Origin of the sequence: [Flexibacter] sp. ATCC 35208 (genome assembly GCF_001975825.1) — a bacterium.
In the GTDB taxonomy this organism is placed as follows: domain Bacteria; phylum Bacteroidota; class Bacteroidia; order Chitinophagales; family Chitinophagaceae; genus Chitinophaga.
Map to the genome: position 1 here is coordinate 1 of NZ_MTKN01000035.1, position 21,536 is coordinate 21,536.

Genomic DNA, 21,536 nt, shown 5'->3' on the forward strand with positions numbered 1-21,536 from the left:
AAAGTGTAAACAACTTCATCCATTTAGTATCTATTTTTTCTAAATTTGTGTTAACAGAGGGCTATTAATTTGATAATTTCAAAAAAAGACGCAGCTTTGCTTTAACACACCAAAACAATCTTACTATGCAAGTTAGCAGCGTAAGGAACCCTGATGCCATCCTATCAGCTATAGGAATTGAGCATACAGCAGCTATCTATTATCAGACAGCACCTGCCGTGCTGGTGTCGCAAACACTGGCACGGAAACAGGGAGCCCTCACAGCCAACGGAGCCTTGTCCGTAAACACCGGGAAATTTACCGGCCGCTCTCCTAAAGATAAGTTCATCGTTAAAGATGCGCTTACTTCTGCAACAGTGAACTGGAATGACTTTAACATTCCAATGTCTGCCGATCATTTTGATGGGCTGTACCAAAAAATTACCGCATATTTTAAGGGAAAAGAGATCTGGGTACGGGATTGTATTGCCTGCGCTGATCCGGCTTATCGCATCAATATCCAGGTAGTGACAGAAACTCCCTGGGCCAACCTCTTTGCCTATAATATGTTCCTGCGTCCTTCCACCGAAGAACTGGAGGATCTGCATGCAGACTGGACCGTGATCCAGGCACCTGGATTCCTGGCGGATCCCGCTATGGACGGGACCAGGCAGGAAAATTTTGCAGCCATTAGTTTTGAACGCAAAATAGTGCTGATTGGTGGTACGGCGTACACCGGAGAAATCAAGAAAGGCATTTTCACCATACTTAATTATATACTACCACAAATGCATGGGGTATTGCCCATGCACTGCTCTGCCAACCAGGATGAGCAGGGAGATACGGCGATCTTCTTTGGATTGAGTGGCACAGGAAAAACCACCCTGAGTGCAGATCCTGCACGCAAACTGATAGGCGATGACGAGCATGGCTGGTCTTCCCATCATATCTTCAATTTCGAAGGTGGCTGCTATGCAAAGTGTATAGACCTGAGTGAAGAAAAGGAGCCGCAGATATTCAAAGCGATCCGCGAAGGCGCACTGCTGGAGAATGTCTCGTGCTACGAAGGGACTAATAAAGTAGACTTTGCCAATAAGTGTATAACAGAAAATACCCGGGTATCTTATCCACTGGATTATATTGACAATGCGGTCATTCCTTCAATAGGAAATATCCCTTCCAATATTTTCTTCCTGACCTGTGATGCCTTTGGGGTATTACCTCCTATATCAAGACTGACACCGGCACAGGCTATGTACCAGTTTATATCCGGCTACACAGCCAGGGTAGCGGGTACAGAAACAGGGGTGACAGCACCCACTACTACTTTCAGCACCTGTTTTGGTGCACCGTTCCTGCCGCTGCACCCTGTGCAATATGCACAACTGCTGGGACAGAAACTGAAAAAACAGGAAGTAGCGGTGTGGCTGATCAACACCGGGTGGACAGGTGGTGCTTATGGTACTGGTCAGCGTATTTCCCTGAAATACACCAGGGCGATGGTGTCTGCAGCGCTCAGTGGCCAACTGGACAGGATTGCTTATAAAGATTTTCCACTCTTTGGCTTTGGTATTCCGGAACATTGTCCGGGGGTACCGACAGAGATGCTGGATCCACGCAATACCTGGGCAGATAAATCGGCTTTTGACAAACAGGTGGCAGACCTCGCTAACAGGTTTGTACAAAACTTTAAAAAATATGCGGGGCAGGCTGATCCGGAAATTTTATCCGCATCTCCAAAAAATTGATTATATTACGGTCCTAAGCCTGCCTTTAAAATTTCCACTATTATTTATCAAGTTCTATTCAGAGCAAGACAAGTTACCTAAATTTGAAATTTTGAAGGCGGGGAACTTGTTTTGCGGAACTTGTGAGGGAGGAGAAATAACATCGGGATTAAACTTATTCGTATATAAAAAAAGCATCTGCCAGCTGGCAGATGCTTTTTTGTTTTTAATAGTTGCGGAGGACCGGGAGCGTTTTGATATTAATGCTTTTAGCGAAGGCAGGAACTTTTTGGTTTTAATGTTATTGCAGAGGAGTTAGTAGTTTTTTTGTTTGAATGCATTGGGCGAAGTTGGAGGTTTTTCTGTTTTAAACACATTTTCCACCAAACAGAAGCGTTTTTTGTGCTGCTATAGAAATTTGCAGATAATTTTCTCAATTAAGCCTAACTTTGCGCATGCAAATTTTAGACGGTAAACTGGTATCAGCGGCTATCAAAGCCCAACTGGCAGAAAAAGTAACGGAACTGAAGGCTTTAGGCAAGAAAGTTCCTCACCTGGCTGCTATTCTGGTAGGTAATGATCCCGCCAGCGAAACATACGTTGCTTCAAAAGTTAAGTCCTGCGCAGAGATCGGATATAACTCCACCCTGCTGCGTTTTGATGAAAAAATTTCCGAAAAACATCTGCTTGACAATATCACTCTTCTGAATGAAAATGCAGATATTGACGGTATTCTCGTACAGTTACCGCTTCCTAAGCACATCAACGAAGAAGTAGTAATCAATAACATCGATCCAAGCAAAGACGTAGACGGTTTCCACCCGGTAAACGTTGGTAAAATGGTCAGTGGCCTGCCTACTTTCATCCCGGCTACACCTTACGGCATTATGCTGATGCTGGAACACTACAAAGTTCCAACAAAAGGTAAACACGCTGTAGTGATCGGCCGCAGCCACATCGTAGGTACGCCTATGAGCATCCTGCTGAGCAGAAACACTTACCCTGGCAACTGCACCGTTACCCTCACTCACTCACAGACTGCAAACCTGAAAGAAATCTGTCTCCAGGCAGATATCATCGTTGCAGCTATTGGTCGTCCGAACTTCGTGACTGCTGATATGGTGAAAGAAGGTGCTGCTATCGTGGATGTAGGTATCAACCGTATTGCTGATCCTTCTAAGAAATCTGGTCACAGGCTGGTAGGTGATGTAAATTTTGATGAAGTTGCTGAAAAATGCAGCTATATCACGCCGGTTCCGGGTGGTGTAGGTCCAATGACCATCGCAGCACTGCTGAAGAATACCTACCACGCCGCTGTAGGTCAGAAAGGAAATATGAACTAATCTTAGAGAATAGATGGTACGCATAGTGCTAACGGCAATATGCGTACCTTTGCATTATGTCAATGACTGCCACATATCCAAACGTACGCACGCTCCCGGTAATGGAACGCTTTTACACTATTCAGGGTGAAGGTAATTATCAGGGTTGTGCAGCTTATTTCATCCGTCTGGGCGGTTGCGATGTAGGCTGTCATTGGTGTGACGTGAAGGATAGCTGGGAGGCAGATCGTCATCCACAGCTGGCACTCACGGATATCGTGGGCGAGGCAGCGAACTATCCCGGCCGTATTGCCGTGATCACGGGTGGCGAGCCATTGATGCATAACCTGGATGCACTGACAGCAGATCTGCATGCAGCGGGTTTCCGCACACATATTGAAACTTCAGGTTCTTCTCCCCTATCCGGTAACTGGGACTGGATCACCTTGTCTCCTAAGAAATTCAAGGCACCACTGCCTGAAATCTGTGCATTGGCTCATGAACTGAAGGTGGTGATCTTTAATAAAAGTGATTTTGCCTGGGCTGAGAAATATGCTGCACTGGCAGGCCCTCATTGTAAACTATATATTCAGCCGGAATGGAATAAAGCGGCTGAAATGACTCCCCTTATCATCGACTATATCAAGGACAACCCTAAGTGGCAGCTCTCCCTTCAGGTGCATAAATACATTAATGTGCCATAAGTACAATACGCGTTCAGGTCATTACGTTTATTGAGAAAAAAATATGTAATCGCATTGATTATCTGATAGAAAGGTATTCATCTGGCGATTTTTTCATATATTGGACCCACATTCCCAATCATGAGTTATGGCTAAATTCCCAATATTGCTGAGTTGTCTTGTGATTTGCCTGGGTGTGCATGCTCAGGTAGTAACCTATGATAACGCTAAGAAAAAAGCACAGAAGAGTTTTGACAATGCACAGTTGGCAGTTTCGGAGTATAAAACGGAAGATGCTATTATTTATTTGCAGGAAGCGATACGGGCTGAACCTGGATTTGCAGACGCCTATGGACAAATGACGATTTCCTATGTAGAGTTGAAAAAATATGAAGAGGCGGTTACGAGTTTTGAAACCCTCAGACGGCTGGATAGCAATTCTATCCGACCGGCATTGATGGCTTACTCCAAGGCCCTGGCAGGTGTTGGCCGATTTAGTGATGCCCTTGCCAATATCAATCTTTACATTGCAACAGGCAAGATCAATAATCCAAAAGCACAAGCCCTTCAGAAAACTTATACTTACGCCGCCAGAGAAGCAGCTCACCCGGTACCTTTTACCCCCATTAACCTGGGCGATAATATCAATACCAAAGATGCCGAATACTTCCCCTCCCTGACCATCGATAACCAGATGCTTGTTTTTACACGCAGAGTGAATGGCAAGAACGAAGATTTCTATGTGTCAGAAAGAGACGACAGCATGCATTGGAAGAAAGCGTATAATATGGGTGCACCTATTAACTCTACCGCTTTCAATGAAGGTGCGCAGAACATTTCGCAGGATGGTAATATGCTGGTGTTTACAGGTTGTAATTTTCCAAATGGACGTGGCAGCTGCGATATCTACTATGCTATCAGAACAGAAGAAGGTCTTTGGGTAGAACCTATGAACCTGGGTAATCCGATTAATACGCGGGACTGGGAGTCACAACCTTGTCTCTCTCCTGATAAACAAACGTTATATTTTTCCAGGGCCACAACAGATGCAGGTTCCGACATCTTCATGAGCCAGTTGCAATCCAATGGCAGATGGGGTACTCCTGAAAGACTGGGACCTAATATCAATACAACTGGCGATGAAGCAACCCCTTTTATTCATGCGGATAACCAGACATTGTACTTTGCCTCCAACGGGCATGAGGGTTTTGGCGGAATGGACCTGTTCTATTCCCGCAGACAAGCGGATGGTAACTGGGGACCAGCCGTGAATATGGGGTATCCGATTAATACCACGGATGAGGAATCGAGCCTGGTAGTAGCTGCAGATGGTAAAACGGCGTATTATGCTTCTGATCGTATGGATAGCCGTGGGGCGCTGGATATTTATAGTTTTGAATTGTATCCTGCTGCAAGACCGTTGAAGACGTTGTATGTAAGAGGATATGTGTTTGATAAGAAAAGTCAGAAACGCCTGGTGGCAAATATTGAGCTGCAGGACCTGGAAACAGGGCAGACAATGGCGAATATCAAGAGTGACCTGTTAGGTAATTACCTGGTGGCATTGCCGGTTGGCAGGGATTATGGACTGAATGTAAACAGGAAAGGATACCTGTTCTATTCTGAGAATTTCTCACTGAAAGGTGCTGATAAGGATACTGGTTATTTCAGAGAAGTACCTTTGGTACCATTGGATACAAGTGCAGTTATGGTATTGAACAATGTGTTCTTTGCCAGCAGGGAGTATACATTGAAACCGGAGTCTTTTGTTGAGTTGAACAGGTTAGTTGGATTGATGAGGGAGAACCCGACGATGATCGTGGAAATAAGCGGACATACGGATAATGTGGGTAATGATCAGATCAATTTGACACTGTCTGATAAACGTGCACAGGCAGTGGTGCAATATTTAGTGCAGAAAGGAATAGCGTCTGAGCGGTTAATAGCGAAAGGATATGGAGAAAATAAGCCGGTGGCGGATAATGAAACCCCGGAAGGAAGGGCGCAGAACAGGCGAACAGAGTTTAAGATTATTAAGTTATAAGAATTCAAAATAAAAAAGAGCGTGTATCAAAAGATACACGCTCTTTTTTATTTATGCAGTTCTAAGGAGGTTCATTTATTTTTGATACATCCTGTTTTTTATTTTGAGCGGGCCTCCGGCGGCACTGCCGTGGGCCTGACTAATAATTTCTTAATTGCGTTTGCAATATTGAATCGATATTTTGTTTGTAATTATACTGGAACAATGCCGGTAACCAATCGCCATACATAGGGTTTGGTAACACAATAAACCGGCTCCCAAATTCAGCAGCAGATTGCTTTGTAGCCGCTTCTCTTTTATCAGCTGGTTGCTTTTCAAAGATGGCGGAGAAGTCTCCCATATTATCCCCCATCAGCAAAATGATCTCGTGTGTTTGTGCTACATGCAAACGTCTTTCTTCTTTACTTGAAGTTGTTGTTTTTAAGATCAGGTGTTCATTATCAGCATCAGGAAAATTCCAGCGTTGTAAATTTTGTAATGTTACACCGCGTTCTGCTTCTGAACGGTTTGTGATGTAGTAAACATGCACCCCTTTTTCAGCCGCGTATTTTAAGAAGGACAATGCCCCGGGTACTGTATCAGCAGCGGCTTTGCTGGTCCATTCCTGCCAGGTTTTGTCGCTGTAATTTTCACCTTTCAATGCAACATGTACATTGTAAGGACTATTGTCTAAAATTGTTTCATCAATGTCCGTAACAATCGCCATTGGTTTTGGAAAACTGCTTTTCAGATCTTCGTTGAGACGAAAGCGGGCGATGTTGTATGCCTGAAAACAGAGTGCTTTATATTCAGCAGAACGTTGTTGCCATAACGCCGCAAATGCAGGTCCATAAGGCACTAAGGTCGTATGCTGTGCAACTGGTTTTGGAGCCTTACATGCGAATAAGAGGGGGAATGTAAGGAGAAAAGTGAGGCGGATTGATAAAAACATGAAAATAAAATTGTAACTTAAGATAGTTGACCACAAAAGTAGGGAAATGCAGGAAGAAACACGTTATCAGATTGCACTTACGAAAATACCACAGATAGGAAATAAGATCGCACAACAGTTAACGACTTACTTTGAAAATGCAGGTAACATTTTTAAAGCGAGCCGGAGAGAGCTGGAAAGCCTGCCTATGCTGGGGAAAGTAAGAGCGAATGCCATCAGGCAGTTTAATGATTTTCGCTGGGTAGACAGGGAAATGAATTTCCTGGAAAAGTACCAGATTGCAGCCATCAGTTTTCAATCTCCACTATATCCACAAAGGTTGCTGCATTGTTATGATCATCCTTTTCTGTTATATTATAAAGGAAATGCAAATCTGAATACCACGCGTATCATTAATGTGATTGGTACACGAACGCCTACGGCACATGGCAGGGAAGTGTGTGCAAATCTGATAGCGGGGCTGGAAGCCAGTAATATTATGGTAGTGAGCGGGCTTGCCTATGGCATAGATGTGCTTGCCCATGCTACGGCACTGAAGCATGGTATGCCCACCATTGGTATACTGGCGCATGGACTGGACAGGATCTATCCTGATGTACATGCAAATACCGCCAGGCAGATGGTGGAGCAGGGTGGATTGCTTACGGAGTATGGCAGAGAGACAACCCCGGATAAGCCTAATTTCCCTAAAAGGAACCGGATAGTGGCAGGGATGTCGGATGCTACCGTATTGATAGAGAGTGGTATAAAAGGAGGATCAATGATCACCGCAGATATTGCCAATAGTTATAACAGGGATGTATTTGCCATACCGGGGCGTGTAGGAGATCCGAAGTCAGCGGGGTGTCATCATCTGATAAAAAATAATCAGGCAATGCTGATTACGGATGCAGAAGATATATTGAAGGCCATGAACTGGGATGATGCGGTCAGGAAGCCCGTAATGCCTCAGCAGCAGGAGATACAGGTGGAACTGAAAGAGGAGGAGCGGCAGATATTAGCGCTTTTTAATAGGAGTGAGCATTTTCATATAGATCATATATATAGCAGAAGTCCATTGCCGGAGAGCAAAGTAGCCTCCGTGATCTTTCAGCTGGAGATGAATAAATTGTTAAGAAGTGCACCTGGGCAGCGCTACCAGCTGGTTTGAGGGAATTTAAAATTAGGAATGGGGATGACCAGCGTCACAACAATTTTTCTATTTACTTAAATAGCTGTAGATTTGCGTGCAATTATTTAATAACTGACAAATAGTTGCAACATGCCTGCCGGAAAATCAAAACCGAAATTTGTAGAGGACGGACTTACCTTTGACGATGTACTTCTGGTTCCAGCCTACTCTGAAGTCTTGCCCAGAGACGTTAATATCAGCACGCAACTTACTAAAACTTTACGCCTGAACATTCCAATGGTCTCTGCTGCCATGGATACCGTTACAGAAGCTAATCTGGCCATCTCTTTGGCACGCCAGGGTGGTATCGGTATTCTGCACAAGAATATGTCCATTGAAAAACAGGCCGAGCAAGTACGTAAGGTAAAGCGTAGTGAAAACGGGCTGATCCTCGATCCGGTGACTCTGCATGCAAATGCATCTATCGGAGAAGCGCTCCGCCTGATGAAAGAAAACAGCATCGGTGGTATTCCTATCATAGACGAAAGCAAAAAGCTCGTTGGTATCCTTACCAACCGTGACCTTCGTTTTGAAAAGAACATGAAACGCGTTGTAAGCGAAGTAATGACTTCTCAGAACCTTGTAACTGCACCAGAAGGTACCGATCTGAAGAAAGCAGAGAAGATCCTTCAACAGAATAAAATCGAGAAATTACCAGTAGTTGGTAAGAATGGTAAACTTGTAGGATTAATCACTTACCGTGATATTCTGCAGCTGACCAGCTATCCAAATGCTATCAAAGATGAATATGGTCGTCTCCTTGTAGGCGCCGCATTAGGTATCACTCCTGATGTACTGGAAAGAGCACAGGCACTCATCAACGTTGGTGTAGATGTAGTATGTCTCGATAGCTCACACGGTCACTCAATAGGTGTACTGAATGGTCTGAGAAAACTGAAGAAAACCTTCCCTAAATTACAGGTGATTGCAGGTAACGTAGCTACCGGCGATGGTGCACTGGCACTTGCTGAAGCAGGTGCTGATGCAGTGAAAGTAGGTGTTGGACCGGGTTCTATCTGTACTACCCGTGTAGTAACAGGTGCTGGTTTCCCTCAGCTCTCTGCTGTGATGAATGCAGCTACTGCACTGAAAAAACTGGGTGTACCGGTTATTGCAGATGGTGGTATCCGTTATACCGGTGATATGGTGAAGGCTCTCGCTGCAGGTGCATCCTGCGTAATGGCTGGCTCTATCTTCGCTGGTACTGAAGAAAGCCCTGGAGAAACTATCATCTACGAAGGACGTAAGTTCAAATCATATCGTGGTATGGGTTCTCTGGAAGCGATGGTAGAAGGTTCCAAAGATCGTTACTTCCAGGATGAAGATGATATCAGGAAACTGGTACCAGAAGGTATCGTAGGTCGTGTACCTTACAAAGGTAACCTGGGTGAAGTGATTCAACAGTATGTAGGCGGTCTCCGTGCTGGTATGGGTCTGACTGGTTCTAAAGATATCAAAGCACTGCAGGCAGCACAGTTTATCAGGATCTCTTCGGCTACTGTAAAGGAAAATCACCCACATGATGTGGTGATCACCAAGGAAGCACCGAACTATAGCAGATAATTAATGATAAAATAATGGAAGGGAGTGTATCAAAAGCATGATACGCTCCCTTTTTCATTGAAAATGGTTTTCATTACCCGTTGGTGAATTCCCTCTTTCATGAATGTTTTATTTGGATACCCACTGGAGTCAGGGAGTTATTTAAGCGATCCGCAGCGTCTAATTTTACTTTTATGTTTCCCCCTTTTTTATTTTGATGCCGCTTAGTCATAATCCTTATTTTTGACCCGCTATGGCAAAACGTTATTTACCCGCTATTTTGAGCCTTACAGGCAGCCTGCTACTCTGGGCAGCATGGCCGACCTCACCCCTTACCTTTTTGATTTTCATTGCATTTATCCCCCTGCTTCGGCTGGCGGATATTGTTGAGAACAGATCCCGCTTTTTCGGATGCGCCTTCCTGTTACTCTTCTGCTGGAATGTAGCCACTACCTGGTGGGTGGGCAATACCACCGTGCCTGCCAGCGGTGTAGCCGCCAATCTGCTCAATACCCTGTTCATGCTTGTACCCGTGATGGGATACCGCAGAACCCGTAAATGGGTGAGTCCAACCCTTGCTTATTTTACGTTCATTGTCTACTGGATGACGTTTGAATACATCCACCTGCAATGGGAACTTAGCTGGCCATGGCTCAGCCTTGGCAACGCTTTTGCCATGCATCCTACATTGGTACAATGGTATGAATATACAGGCGTAAGTGGTGGTACATTGTGGATACTGGCTACGAACCTTGCGATTTACCATGTTTGGTTTCAGTATAAATTTTACAAACGGTCTGTTGTAAAACAGATCTGGAAGCCGGTATTGATACTGGTGGTGCCATTGCTGATAAGTGGCGTCATTGACACTGGGCTGCATGCACCCCAAAAAACTACCGAAGTCGTTGTGGTACAACCCAATATTGACCCTTACGATAAATTTGCAGATGAAAATGAATCGCTGGAAGTTAATAAAATGCTTCAGCTCACTGAAGAGAAAATTGACTCCAATACCGCTTTTATCGTATGGCCTGAAACAGCCCTTTTTGTTCATGGTGCGTGGGAAGACAAAATCGCTTACGAAAATTTTACGCAAAGGATCCGGTTATTATTACACAAATATCCAAAAGCCAGCCTTGTAACTGGTGCCGTTACACTAAAGCGGTACGAGAAAAATGATGAAGCCTCTACATCTGCCCGCCATAATGCTGATGGCGATATGGTATATGATGTATTCAATGCCGGTGTGCTTATTGATACATCGAACGTAGTGCAGGTCTATCATAAATCTAAACTGGTACCGGGGGTTGAGTTGATCCCTTATGTTCACTACCTGAAATTTATGGATTACCTGGCCCTGGATCTTGGTGGTATTAGCGGTAGCTATGGCCGTACACCGGGTGTAGAAGTCATGGAAAACAAGGCTGAAAACATAAAGGTATTCCCTACTATCTGTTATGAATCTGTATATGGGGAATTTGTGGCTGAGCATGTAAGAAAAGGTGCGAACATTCTTTTTATCATGACCAATGATGGCTGGTGGGGAAATACCGAAGGCCACCGTCAGCACCTGCAATATGCCCGACTGCGTGCTATTGAAACACGCCGTTGGGTGGCCAGAAGCGCCAATACCGGCATCTCGGCATTCATAGATCCGGAAGGAAATATTACAGCATCTCTCCCTTACTGGCAGGAGGGTGTTTTAAAAGCACGTGTAACACCAGGCAATTATATGACGTTCTATGTAAAATATGGAGACTTATTGTCAAAGGCGGCTGTTCTATTTTGTATATTGCTGATCCTTTACAGTTTCTTTTTGCGGCTGACACGTAAACGTTTGTAAACATCAATAAAATCTATTTTACGTTACCGCTTGCTCCTCAATATATATTTCCGCGCCAACATAATATCGTATTCAAATAAATTATTTTTCTGATGCCGAATAAACTTTCTACCCAAAATATTCATCTAAGAGAAGAGAGATCCATATTGGTATTGCTGCATGGATTTGCTGAAAATTCGGGGATCTGGAATGTGCAGAAAGAATATTTAAGTGAATACTTTGAAGTAATTGCGCTGGATTTACCGGGAGTTGGCAATAATCCGCTCACCACTGCGTTGACTATTGATAGCATGGCTGATAATGTCTATACCTCATTACAGTCTGCCGGTATAGAAAAAGCGGTGATCATCGGCCACTCCATGGGTGGATATGTAGCCCTCGCTATTGCAGAAAAGTACCCATCAATACTACAGGGAATGGGCTTGTTCCATTCTACAGCCCTCGCTGATACCGAAGAGAAGAAAGAAGCGCGCCGTAAATCCATCAAACTGATGGAACAATATGGCAGTGAAGCATTTATCAGGCAAGCATTTCCAAATATGTTCAGCCCGGGTTTTAAGGCGAAACATCCGGAAAGTGTTGAAGCATATGTGAACATGGGCATTGCTTGTCCCCTTGCTTCTATGGAAGCATATTATGAAGCCATGATAACAAGACCTGACCGCACCGCCGTGTTGTCATCTATACAAGTACCAGTGCTGTTTGTAATCGGAAAAGATGATACAGCCGTTCCTCTTCAAAGTGTATTGCCACAGGTGTCCCTTCCACGGACAAGCAGCATTTACATTTTTGAAGAAACAGGCCACATGGGCATGTGGGAAGTTCCCACTGCCAGCAATCAGCTCTTGCATCAGTTTACTCTTTTTTGCCAAGATCAAAAATTGTGAAAAGAACCCTTCTATTGCTCCTGATACTCTCCTATGGATTGATTTCCAAAGCTTCCCATATCATTGGGGGAGAGATGTCGCATAAGTACGTATCAAGTACCACTACTACCGTTACCTACCAGGTGACACTGAAGCTATACCGGGTGTGTGATGAAGCTGATAACCTGGCCGAATTGCCTAACTCTGTATACTTTGCAGTGTTCAGTAATGCTGATAACAGTCAGCTTTCCGGCTCTCCTTTCCTGATATCACAAACCAACAAGCAGACCATAGAATCCGGAACGGCAGACCCTTGTATTGTTAATCCTCCTAAGATCTGTTTTCAGATTGGTACATATGTAGGAACGGTGACAGTGCCTATAAGTACGGCAGGATACACAGTGTCATTCCAGACCTGTTGTCGCGACTACACCATGGCGAACATCGTGGATACGCACAAGGCGAATGATGCAACCAACTATCCGGGTAATGGTGCCACTTACTTTACAGAATTGCCGGGTACTACCAATAATTTTATCACGAACTCAAGTCCTGTATTCAATAAGGATGAAGCTGTCCTGGTTTGTGCCAATAAGAAATTTACTTACGATTTCTCTGCGACTGATCCTGATGGTGATAGTATTGTGTATGTATTCTGTGCAGCTTATGCTGGTGGTAAAGTCACCAATGGTGGAGATAAATATGCGACACCACCTGCTGCCGTAGCACCACCTTATTCTTCCGTTCCTTACAAAAGTCCATATACAGGTACGACTCCCCTGGGAGATGATGCCTATATCGTATCCAATTCCGGTTTGATCACTGGTATTGCACCTGATCCGGGAAAATATGTGGTCACTGTATGTGCCTATGAATATCGCGATGGTCAATTACTTGGTATTCACAGAAAGGATTTTCACATGATCGTCACTACCTGCGTACGCGAAGTGGAAGCAGCTATGCCGGATAAATACGATGATTGTTCAGGGTACACCATTACCTTCCTGAACTACAGTACGGAGGGTAAAACCTATGACTGGGATTTTGGGGATGGCACCACTTATACCACTACCAGCACAGATCCTTTTACACATACCTATGCTGCAGAAGGTGTATACAATGTAAAACTCTGGGTAGATAGTACCAGCAATTGCGGCGACAGCGCAACTGCCGTGGTATATGTATATCCTAAGCTCACGCCAGATATGCGTATCGTAGGATTGTGTAGTAATACAACAACGACATTCACCAATACTTCGACCACCACCAGTGCTACAGATGCCATCGCTACTTACAGGTGGGACTTTGGCGATACCAGTACAGCAGCAGATACTTCATGGTCTTCTGTAGCTTCGTATAAATATCCAGGTGCAGGCACTTATACTGTCATTCTGGATGTCACTACAACAAATGGTTGTGTCAGGTCCGATACCAGTACGATCGTTGTTTACGACAATCCACCTATTACCACCACACCAGATACCCTTCTTTGTATCCGCAACTCATTGCAGCTCTCTGCAGAAAGTGTAGTGGATGGACAGGTAGTAACCGGCTCCTACACCTGGACACCTGATTATAATATTACCAACGCCAATACTGCGACACCGACCGTCAGTCCAAAAATGGATACGGCTTATACCGTAACGTTTACAGATGGAACAGGTTGTACGAATACCGCGATAGTGAATATTGATGTACGTGATACGCTCATTGTAAGAACAATTGCTGATAGTACAGTTTGTACGGGTGATACCCTGCATATCAGGTCTTTCGCGGATGGGGATTACCCCCTTACATGGTATGATGTATCCACCAATACACAGGTGGGCGACAGCAGCATTCTTATAATTGTACCTCCCTCTCCAGATGTAACATATGCGGTAGTGGCCAGTCTGGGTGATTGCAGCGGATATGATACGGTGAGCTTAAAAGTGGTAGATCCCCCTGTTGCTTATGCCGGGGAAGACACTACTATCTGCTATGGAGACCAGGTCACCCTGACTGCATCTGGTGGCTCCTATTATCAATGGACGCCGACCTTTTATTTAACGGCTCCTAACCAGTCAACAACTGTGGCTAAGCCAACAGATACGACACAATATATTGTTACTGTCACTGACACCAAGGGTTGTCCCAGACCGGTGACTGATACAGTTCAGATCAACGTGGTACCCCAGGTACATGCATTTGCGGGTAATGATACCATTGCAATCCTGAACCAGCCATTCACACTACATGCTACCGGCGGCGTAACTTATGTGTGGACCCCGGCAGATGGATTGGACAATCCAACTATCGACACCCCCACAACGACTATCAATCATGATATTACATATACCGTAACTGCCTATACGGCTGAGGGCTGCTCCGGTACAGATGCGATTAACCTCCGTTTCATAGTAGGTCCGGACATCTATGTACCTACTGGTTTCTCGCCTAACGGTGACGGGCAAAATGATATCTTCAGACCATTGCCGGTAGGCATTACCCAATTGGAATTCTTCAGGGTATTTGACCGTTGGGGAAAACTTATGTACAGTACGACTGAATACCTGCAGGGCTGGGATGGTAATTATGATGGCAAACCCGCTGCTATCGGCACTTACGTATGGGTAGTGCAGGGTAAGAACGTAAACAGCGAGACAGTGATCCGCAAAGGCACTGTTACCTTGATCAGATAATATTTCGGAATCCGCTCATGCGGATTCCAATTGTTTTCAAACCCCTTCATATGGCGATTTAATTCATTCGCCCATCTCCTTTTTTTTATTTATATTCCTATAGTTAAGTCTTCGTAGAGCTCATGCACAACCCCAACTAATGCATAGATCTATTATTCTGTTTATTTGCTGTAGTTTGATCCACGTTGCTGCTGCTGGTTACCATATTATTGGTGGCGAGATATATTATGCTTTTATAGCCATGAATCCTGATGGTACCTACAAGTATCAGATTACACTTAAACTATACAGGAATGCTGATTTCACCTGTGGTGAAATTCAGGGCTGCCTGGATCACTTTGAAGATCCGGTGCCTGTGAATATTTATACTTCCGGTGGTTCCCGGGTTGTAAATGCCAGGTTACTATTTATCAAAGAACGTTATCCGCTGCGCGATACATTGCGGAATCCTTGTTTGGCGCCACGCGCCCAAAACCTGGAAGTAGCTATTTACAGGGATACCTTATCACTCAGACCTATCCTGGGAGGTTACTATGTCGTCTACCAGCGATGCTGCCGGGGAGAAAAGCTCGCCAACATCAACAATTCAGAACATGAAGGCTCCACTTTCTACTGCATGATACCCGGTACAGAAAGCCGTCCGACGAACAAGAGCGCTTTCTTTGCCAAAGATGCAGCCATTGTGATCTGCGCCAATATGCCGCTGTATTACGATTACTCTGCCTCCGACCCCGATGGTGATAGTCTGACCTATAGTTTGTGCAGTGCCCTCACCGGGGGCGCCAGCCGTAATGAAGCCGCCAGCGCCAATCCGCCCCCATATAATAATGTTGTGAGCTATAAGTCACCTTATTCGGGATCAAATCCAATGGGTGGCACACCACAGGTGTCTATTGACAACAATGGATTTTTAACAGGTGTACCGCCCAAAGAAGGTCAATACGTAGTATCCGTATGTGTGACAGAGTTCGATCGCCGCACAGGCAAAATGATAGGTACTCATCACAAAGACATCCTGCTCACCGTTTTTAACTGTAACACCAAAATCACCGCCGGCTTCCCTCCTACCCTTCAGAACTGTGTACCCGATCCAGACCTCAGTGTACTCATGCCCAATACCAGCAATGCGGGATATACTTCCACCTATTACTGGGACTTTGGCGATGGTACTGATACCCTGGTAACGGATAAGGCCGTGTTCAGACACCTCTACCCTGATACCGGGCAATATGTTGTGAAATTAGTAGTGAACAGAGGACTGGCCTGTACAGATAGCACCACCGGCGTAGTGAGTAACTACCCGGGGTTGAAAGGCGATTTTGATGTAACCGGCTATTGCAAAGGCGACCGCATTCAATTTGACGATCAGTCTATTTACACTTACGGACATATTACAGACAGAAGATGGGACCTGGGGCTAACAGGAGATAGTGTAATCAGCAGGGCCTACGGAGCGCATGTAAGCCATAACTATGAGCATGGAGGTGTCTACACCGTTTCCCTGATATTATACACAGATCATTCCTGTGTAGCCACCGTTACGAAAGATATCACCATCTATGAGGTCTTCCCCTTTGCCGGCAATGATACTATTCTGGCAAAAGGCCAACCCTTCACACTACATGCTTCAGGAGGGGAGTTCTTTGCCTGGGCGCCACCAGATGGATTGAGCAATGTGAATATTGCAGATCCCGAACTGAAATGGAATGAAGACGTCACCTACATACTACGCGTCTCCAATTCACAGGGATGTGTGGGATACGATACTATCAGCATCAAATACTATACAGGACCTGACATCTATGTACCCAACGCCTTTACCCCAAATGGCGATGGAAAAAACGATCTGTTCCGTTTTATTCCTGTGGGCATCACTGAATATAATTACTTCCGCATCTTTAACCGCTGGGGCCAGGAAGTCTACTCCTCTACTGACTTCCGGCAGGGATGGGACGGCACTTACAAAGGGCAACCTGCACCAGTAGATACTTATATCTGGATACTGGAAGGAAAAGATTTCACAGGAAAAACAATTTTAAAGAAAGGCACTGTAACTTTGGTGAAGTAAATAATCATTTTTGACATGGGTATAGTACTTATTACCGGTGCCACTGCCGGGTTTGGAGAAGCATGTGCGAGAAAGTTTGCAGCTAACGGTTATGACCTTATCCTCACAGGTAGAAGACAGGAACGGTTAACTGCTTTGCAGCAGGACCTGGAAAAAGCGAATGGCATCAAGGTGCTGCCTTTGACTTTTGATGTGCGGGATGAAAAAGCGGTGAGCAGTGCATTGGAGCAAATCCCTGATTCATGGAAAGCGGTAGACATCCTGATCAACAATGCGGGGTTAGCATTAGGATTTTCTACAATCGATGAAGGTACTTTGTCAGATTGGGATACGATGATCGATACGAATGTGAAGGGATTACTGTATGTATCCCGCGTAGTGATTCCATGGCTAAAAGCCCGTAAGAAAGGACATATTATCAACCTGGGGTCTACAGCTGCTAAAACTGTGTATGCAAAAGGGAATGTATACTGTGCTACCAAAGCTGCGGTAGATGCGATTTCACAGGGTATGCGTATCGATCTGCTGCCTTACTTTATAAAAGTAACGGCTATACATCCGGGTGCTGCGGAGACAGAGTTTTCAGTAGTAAGATTCAAGGGTGATGCCGGCAAAGCGGATGATGTGTACAAAGGATTTACACCATTAAGGGCAGAAGATGTGGCAGATACCATCTATTACTGTGCTACACTACCCGCGCATGTGTGTATCAATGATTTAGTGATCACATGTACCCAGCAGGCAAATGCTATCTACACTTATAAAGAGTAAAAAGTTATGAAATAACACTTAGATGTTATTTCATAAGCAGATATTTCTATATATATTTGAGACAGCTTACTTTTTGTCTATAAATGAATGTGGTATAATGATGGCTGACAAGGGGTTAAATAATGGTATGACGAACTACCATTAAAGTGGAATGTGATACCTAACTATCTATGAACTTTAAGAGTTTATTAATAATGCTAACTATCTATCCTAAAAAACCATATCCCTATGCTTACATTTGCAACACTGTATTTGTTGCGTCTCTACTATCCGAGATGGAAAGCAGAATGGCGCTTCTACTCCGACAGATCTAAAAGAAATAACTACGGTCGCTGGGCTACCAGCCAGGACTGGGCAGGTGCTTTTAGTTACTGAGAAAAAGAAATCAAAGGGTGTACCAACAATGGTACACCTTTTTTGGTTTTATATACTTAACCATCTATAACATACACTTCCTTTTTTCGTATACGCCACTAACACTGTTTGCGCATCCACTGCTTTTACTACCGGAAATGTCACGTACAAACTGTCACCCGTTAGTATACCTGATTTCGTCACACTACCATTTCCTTTGCGTACCTGATATCCTACCCTGCTATTAAATTCCCTGCCCACCTTCACTGGCTCATCCCACACAATCACTAACTTATCATCCCCTACTGCCGTTATCTGCGGATGCTTTGCCATCGGTGTTACACTCACGGTATCCCTCTGTGAATAGGTCTTTCCTTCATCTGTAGAATGACAATAATATACTCCTTGTCCACCCCCCATTGTAAACCATACACAATGCAGACCAAAACTATTCGCAGCCATCGCAGGCCCTGTGTGTGGACATCCCCGCACTACCCAGTTATCAGCACTGATCCTTACAGGTGCAGAAAAAGTAGCGCCTTTATCCACAGATAATAAATGTACCATATCACGAATAGAATCACTGATGATATCTCTGAATGCTACATGTAAATGTCCTTTTGGATCTGCATATAAATCAGTACGACAACATTGACACACTGTCTCTGCAATGGCATGCTCTCCTTTGAACCCATCATGTCCACTGGTATTTGCAAAGTATAAGGTAGAACCTTCTGCATTGATATCTTTCCTGTTATCAAGCCAGATAGCACCGGCCTGTCCATCAGGTAATAAAGCCATATCAAAATAACGCTGGTCATAACTGCTCGTATCTGTCACCAGTTGTTGCGGTTCGGACCATGTCTTACCTGCGTCCAATGAATGTGTATAGAATACTCTGCCTGCCCATTGATTGCGCGGATCATGTTGTTCTACACCATACATCGCAATGATCTCGCCATCTGGTTTAAACAACAGCTTCGGCATATTCTCTGCATGCGGCAATACATTGTTGGCTACCGGTATTGCATGCGGTGTGGAAAAAGTATCACCCTGCTGTATAGCATAATACATCATACCTGTATCTGCACCCGGCTGCGCTTCTATCCAGCTGATGACCTTTTTACCATCTGCTGTTTCTGATATAAATGCACAGGATGCATCTCCATGTGAGAGTGTGTATTCTTTATCTTTATTTGGATGGCAGGCCGATAAAAGGCCTGCCAATATGATCCACAATTTATTTCTCATTATTTAAATGTATAAGCCACCCCAAAATCAAATGTTCTCTTCTGTCCAGGATAATAGCTGGTACTATAAGCTGTCTTCTCCGCTGTCGTTGCATAAATCACATCTGCTGCATTGCGGCAATTGATCCAGCATTCAAAGCTCTTCCATGCGTAACCTGTGCGAATGTTCAACAGATCATATCCATTGTATATTTTGGTATTCTTTGGGTCCATGTAATATTTACTGATGTGCTGCCACTCTGCACCAATCCTGAAACCTTTGATAAATGCAGGTTTGAATGTCACTTCACAATTTGTGATCACATGCGGCGCACCATTCATTTGATTGCCGGCGTAAGACACGCCTTTCTCTGTGTAATCATTGAAGAAGTGATCTGCATACTGACCACTTACACGCAGTTGTATAGATGTAACTGGTGTATAACGCACATTCCATTCTACACCTCTGTGTGTGGTATGCCCTGCATTCTGATTTAAGTAAGTACCATCTGACTGTCGTACACTCACAATTTCATTGGTGCCTTTCATTTCATATACACTCACATCCACATATCCCTTATCCTTTGCAAATCCAATCCAGCCGCCAACTTCATAGTTATTGTAAGTCGCAGGTTTCAGTGTGGGCACTTTCACACCTGTGTATAATTCTGTGATATTCGGAGGTGCAAAACCTACACTATAATTCGCATACAATCCACGACTATGACCCAGATCATAAGTCAAACCTAACTTAGGTGTAAATGCATTGAAGTTGTTTTTTTCACTGGCCGCACCGGTATAGGAAGTAGCAGATAAATGGTTTTCGAAATTATAATCCATCCGGTCATAACGTACTGCTGCGACCAGTTTCAGACCATGTGCCAGCGACATATTACCTTGTACATATGCAGCTGTGTTCAGCAACTTTACATTGTAATTGGTAAGCACTGAATCGGTAGGTGTATAATGTATGTAATAACCTGCCGCATTTTTATCTACATCAATATAGTTCGCAATGTAACCCGCAGGGCTATAATCCATACTCACACCTGCAATGATACTTGCATCCTGCCACGCGAATTCTTTCTTATGCTGCACTATTAAGCCATAACTTTTAAAACTATCATTATTGATCTGCCCTGATGCTTTCAATGCATCTGTTTTGGAATCGGAGATATAATAAAATGGATTTTGTTTGATACTGCTGCTTCTGAAGAAGGCGGTAAATGTAGTATGGTTCAGATCATTCCAGTCATGTTCTACCGTGCTCCTGTAGCGGAACGCATTCACCTTTCTATATGAGAATGTCTGGAAGTTGGTATAGTTCTTACCAAAGAAATGTGCACTGTCCAGGCCACCTATCTGGTCAGTATAATAATCTATTAATGTAGCTGAGTTGATCCATTTGGTATGCTCACTGACCTGGTAATCTCCTCTTAGTGTAAATGCGAATTTATGATAGTCACTATGGTCCATATAACCATGGCTCTGGTTTGCATAATACCCACCCATGGTTAAACCTACTTTATTAAAAGTATTAGACACATTGAAATCCGCACGCTTGTAACCTCTGTCTGTAACCTCTGCCTGTACCCGTCCGGTAGGATTTAATGAAGGTGCTGCTGTGATGAAGTTCACTGCGCCCCCTACCGCTTCACTGCCATACAGGGAAGATGCAGGACCACGTACGACTTCTATCGTACGCAAAGCTGCCATATTGATTTCAATTAACGCATTGTGATTAAAATCGCCGGTGGTGCGGATAGGAATACCATCTTCGAGATACAGGAACAAACTCTTGTAACCGATTGGTTGGCGGATGGCCATCGTGTGCTGTTCATTTTGCAACGGTACCATGTACACACCACTCACTTTGTTCAATAGCTGATCGAGTGTTGTCGCTTTTGTATCGCGCATTTCCTGTGTGGAGATCCTGCTGATAGCAATAGGTGCATCTGTACGTAATTGTTTATCTCTGCTGCTGGTCACTACAAATTCATTGAGACTGGCAGGAGAAGGATGTAAAGAAATGATGCCAGCCGGCAATGCGATCCTTTGTGATTGATAACCTACATAAGATACCTGTACGGTGTCTCCGGAATGTCCGGTAATGGTATATCTACCCTGTGCATCGGTTATACAACCTTTGCTATGATGTAATAACTGAATATTTACGCCAGACAATACTTCGCCTGTTTGTGCATCGATCACGCTGCCCTGTACCTGAGCATACGAATGTAAGGACAATAGAACTCCTGCTATTATCGCTAATATATATTTCATGTAGATGATAAAGTCAATAGTTATCAATTGAGCAGTCTTTGC

15 protein-coding genes are annotated in these 21,536 nt (G+C 44.2%); 12 read left to right on the forward strand and 3 right to left on the reverse strand.

All coding sequences use genetic code 11. The features are described 5' to 3' along the window. Window positions 1-125: 125 nt before the first annotated feature. The 4 genes from pckA to BW716_RS20840 all read left to right on the forward strand — a co-directional run bounded on the left by pckA (window position 126) and on the right by BW716_RS20840 (window position 5,755). A complete protein-coding gene (pckA, locus tag BW716_RS20820; RefSeq protein WP_083725564.1) occupies window positions 126-1,727 on the forward strand; it encodes a phosphoenolpyruvate carboxykinase (ATP) in 1,602 nt (533 codons plus the stop codon). Between the two features lie 434 nt (window positions 1,728-2,161). Beyond that, window positions 2,162-3,049 (forward strand): bifunctional methylenetetrahydrofolate dehydrogenase/methenyltetrahydrofolate cyclohydrolase FolD, encoded by an 888-nt coding sequence (folD, locus tag BW716_RS20830; RefSeq protein ID WP_083725568.1) that lies wholly within the window; start codon window positions 2,162-2,164, stop codon window positions 3,047-3,049. Window positions 3,050-3,105: 56 nt separating this feature from the next. After that, the gene (locus BW716_RS20835) at window positions 3,106-3,732 is read left to right on the forward strand and encodes a 7-carboxy-7-deazaguanine synthase QueE (protein WP_235643919.1); all 627 of its coding nucleotides are present in this window, start codon (window positions 3,106-3,108) and stop codon (window positions 3,730-3,732) included. A gap of 127 nt (window positions 3,733-3,859) precedes the next feature. Further along, a complete protein-coding gene (locus BW716_RS20840; protein ID WP_083725572.1) occupies window positions 3,860-5,755 on the forward strand; it encodes an OmpA family protein in 1,896 nt (631 codons plus the stop codon). Window positions 5,756-5,894: 139 nt separating this feature from the next. On the opposite strand, the gene BW716_RS20845 is transcribed toward BW716_RS20840, so the two are convergent. Then, complete coding sequence (locus BW716_RS20845) at window positions 5,895-6,686, reverse strand: 5'-nucleotidase, lipoprotein e(P4) family (RefSeq protein ID WP_083725574.1); 792 nt, start codon at window positions 6,684-6,686, stop codon at window positions 5,895-5,897. 46 nt (window positions 6,687-6,732) lie between these two features. Here BW716_RS20845 and dprA point away from each other — a divergent pair, with 46 nt between their 5' ends. From dprA to BW716_RS36845, 8 genes are all read left to right on the forward strand, one after another. Next, window positions 6,733-7,836 carry a DNA-processing protein DprA gene (gene dprA / locus BW716_RS20850; RefSeq protein WP_083725576.1) on the forward strand — a complete coding sequence of 368 codons (1,104 nt, stop codon included), beginning with the start codon at window positions 6,733-6,735 and terminating at the stop codon, window positions 7,834-7,836. A 111-nt stretch (window positions 7,837-7,947) separates the two neighbouring features. Continuing rightward, window positions 7,948-9,420, forward strand: a complete 1,473-nt coding sequence (gene guaB, locus BW716_RS20855; RefSeq protein ID WP_083725578.1) for an IMP dehydrogenase — start codon at window positions 7,948-7,950, stop codon at window positions 9,418-9,420. Window positions 9,421-9,652: 232 nt separating this feature from the next. Then, the gene (gene lnt, locus BW716_RS20860; RefSeq protein ID WP_083725580.1) at window positions 9,653-11,242 is read left to right on the forward strand and encodes an apolipoprotein N-acyltransferase; all 1,590 of its coding nucleotides are present in this window, start codon (window positions 9,653-9,655) and stop codon (window positions 11,240-11,242) included. A 92-nt stretch (window positions 11,243-11,334) separates the two neighbouring features. Continuing rightward, entirely contained in the window at window positions 11,335-12,129 is a 795-nt protein-coding gene (locus BW716_RS20865; RefSeq protein ID WP_083725582.1) for an alpha/beta fold hydrolase, read from the forward strand. Beyond that, on the forward strand, window positions 12,126-14,789 hold the full coding sequence (locus BW716_RS20870; protein WP_143708943.1) for a PKD domain-containing protein: 2,664 nt from the start codon (window positions 12,126-12,128) through the stop codon (window positions 14,787-14,789). The genes BW716_RS20865 and BW716_RS20870 overlap by 4 nt, the downstream gene beginning before the upstream one ends. A 139-nt stretch (window positions 14,790-14,928) precedes the next feature. Beyond that, window positions 14,929-16,857 carry a gliding motility-associated C-terminal domain-containing protein gene (locus BW716_RS20875; RefSeq protein WP_083725586.1) on the forward strand — a complete coding sequence of 643 codons (1,929 nt, stop codon included), beginning with the start codon at window positions 14,929-14,931 and terminating at the stop codon, window positions 16,855-16,857. A gap of 15 nt (window positions 16,858-16,872) precedes the next feature. Then, window positions 16,873-17,628 (forward strand): SDR family NAD(P)-dependent oxidoreductase, encoded by a 756-nt coding sequence (locus BW716_RS20880; RefSeq protein ID WP_083725588.1) that lies wholly within the window; start codon window positions 16,873-16,875, stop codon window positions 17,626-17,628. Window positions 17,629-17,856: 228 nt separating this feature from the next. Continuing rightward, window positions 17,857-18,003, forward strand: coding sequence for a hypothetical protein (locus BW716_RS36845; RefSeq protein ID WP_179091206.1), 147 nt, complete (start codon window positions 17,857-17,859; stop codon window positions 18,001-18,003). A gap of 48 nt (window positions 18,004-18,051) precedes the next feature. On the opposite strand, the gene BW716_RS20885 is transcribed toward BW716_RS36845, so the two are convergent. Both BW716_RS20885 and BW716_RS20890 read right to left on the reverse strand, forming a co-directional pair. Continuing rightward, window positions 18,052-19,233, reverse strand: coding sequence for a sialidase family protein (locus tag BW716_RS20885; protein WP_083725590.1), 1,182 nt, complete (start codon window positions 19,231-19,233; stop codon window positions 18,052-18,054). Further along, window positions 19,233-21,494: a TonB-dependent receptor gene (locus tag BW716_RS20890; RefSeq protein ID WP_083725592.1), complete on the reverse strand. Its 2,262-nt coding sequence runs from the start codon at window positions 21,492-21,494 to the stop codon at window positions 19,233-19,235. Before BW716_RS20890 ends, BW716_RS20885 begins: the two co-directional genes overlap by 1 nt. Between the last annotated feature and the right edge of the window lie 42 nt (window positions 21,495-21,536).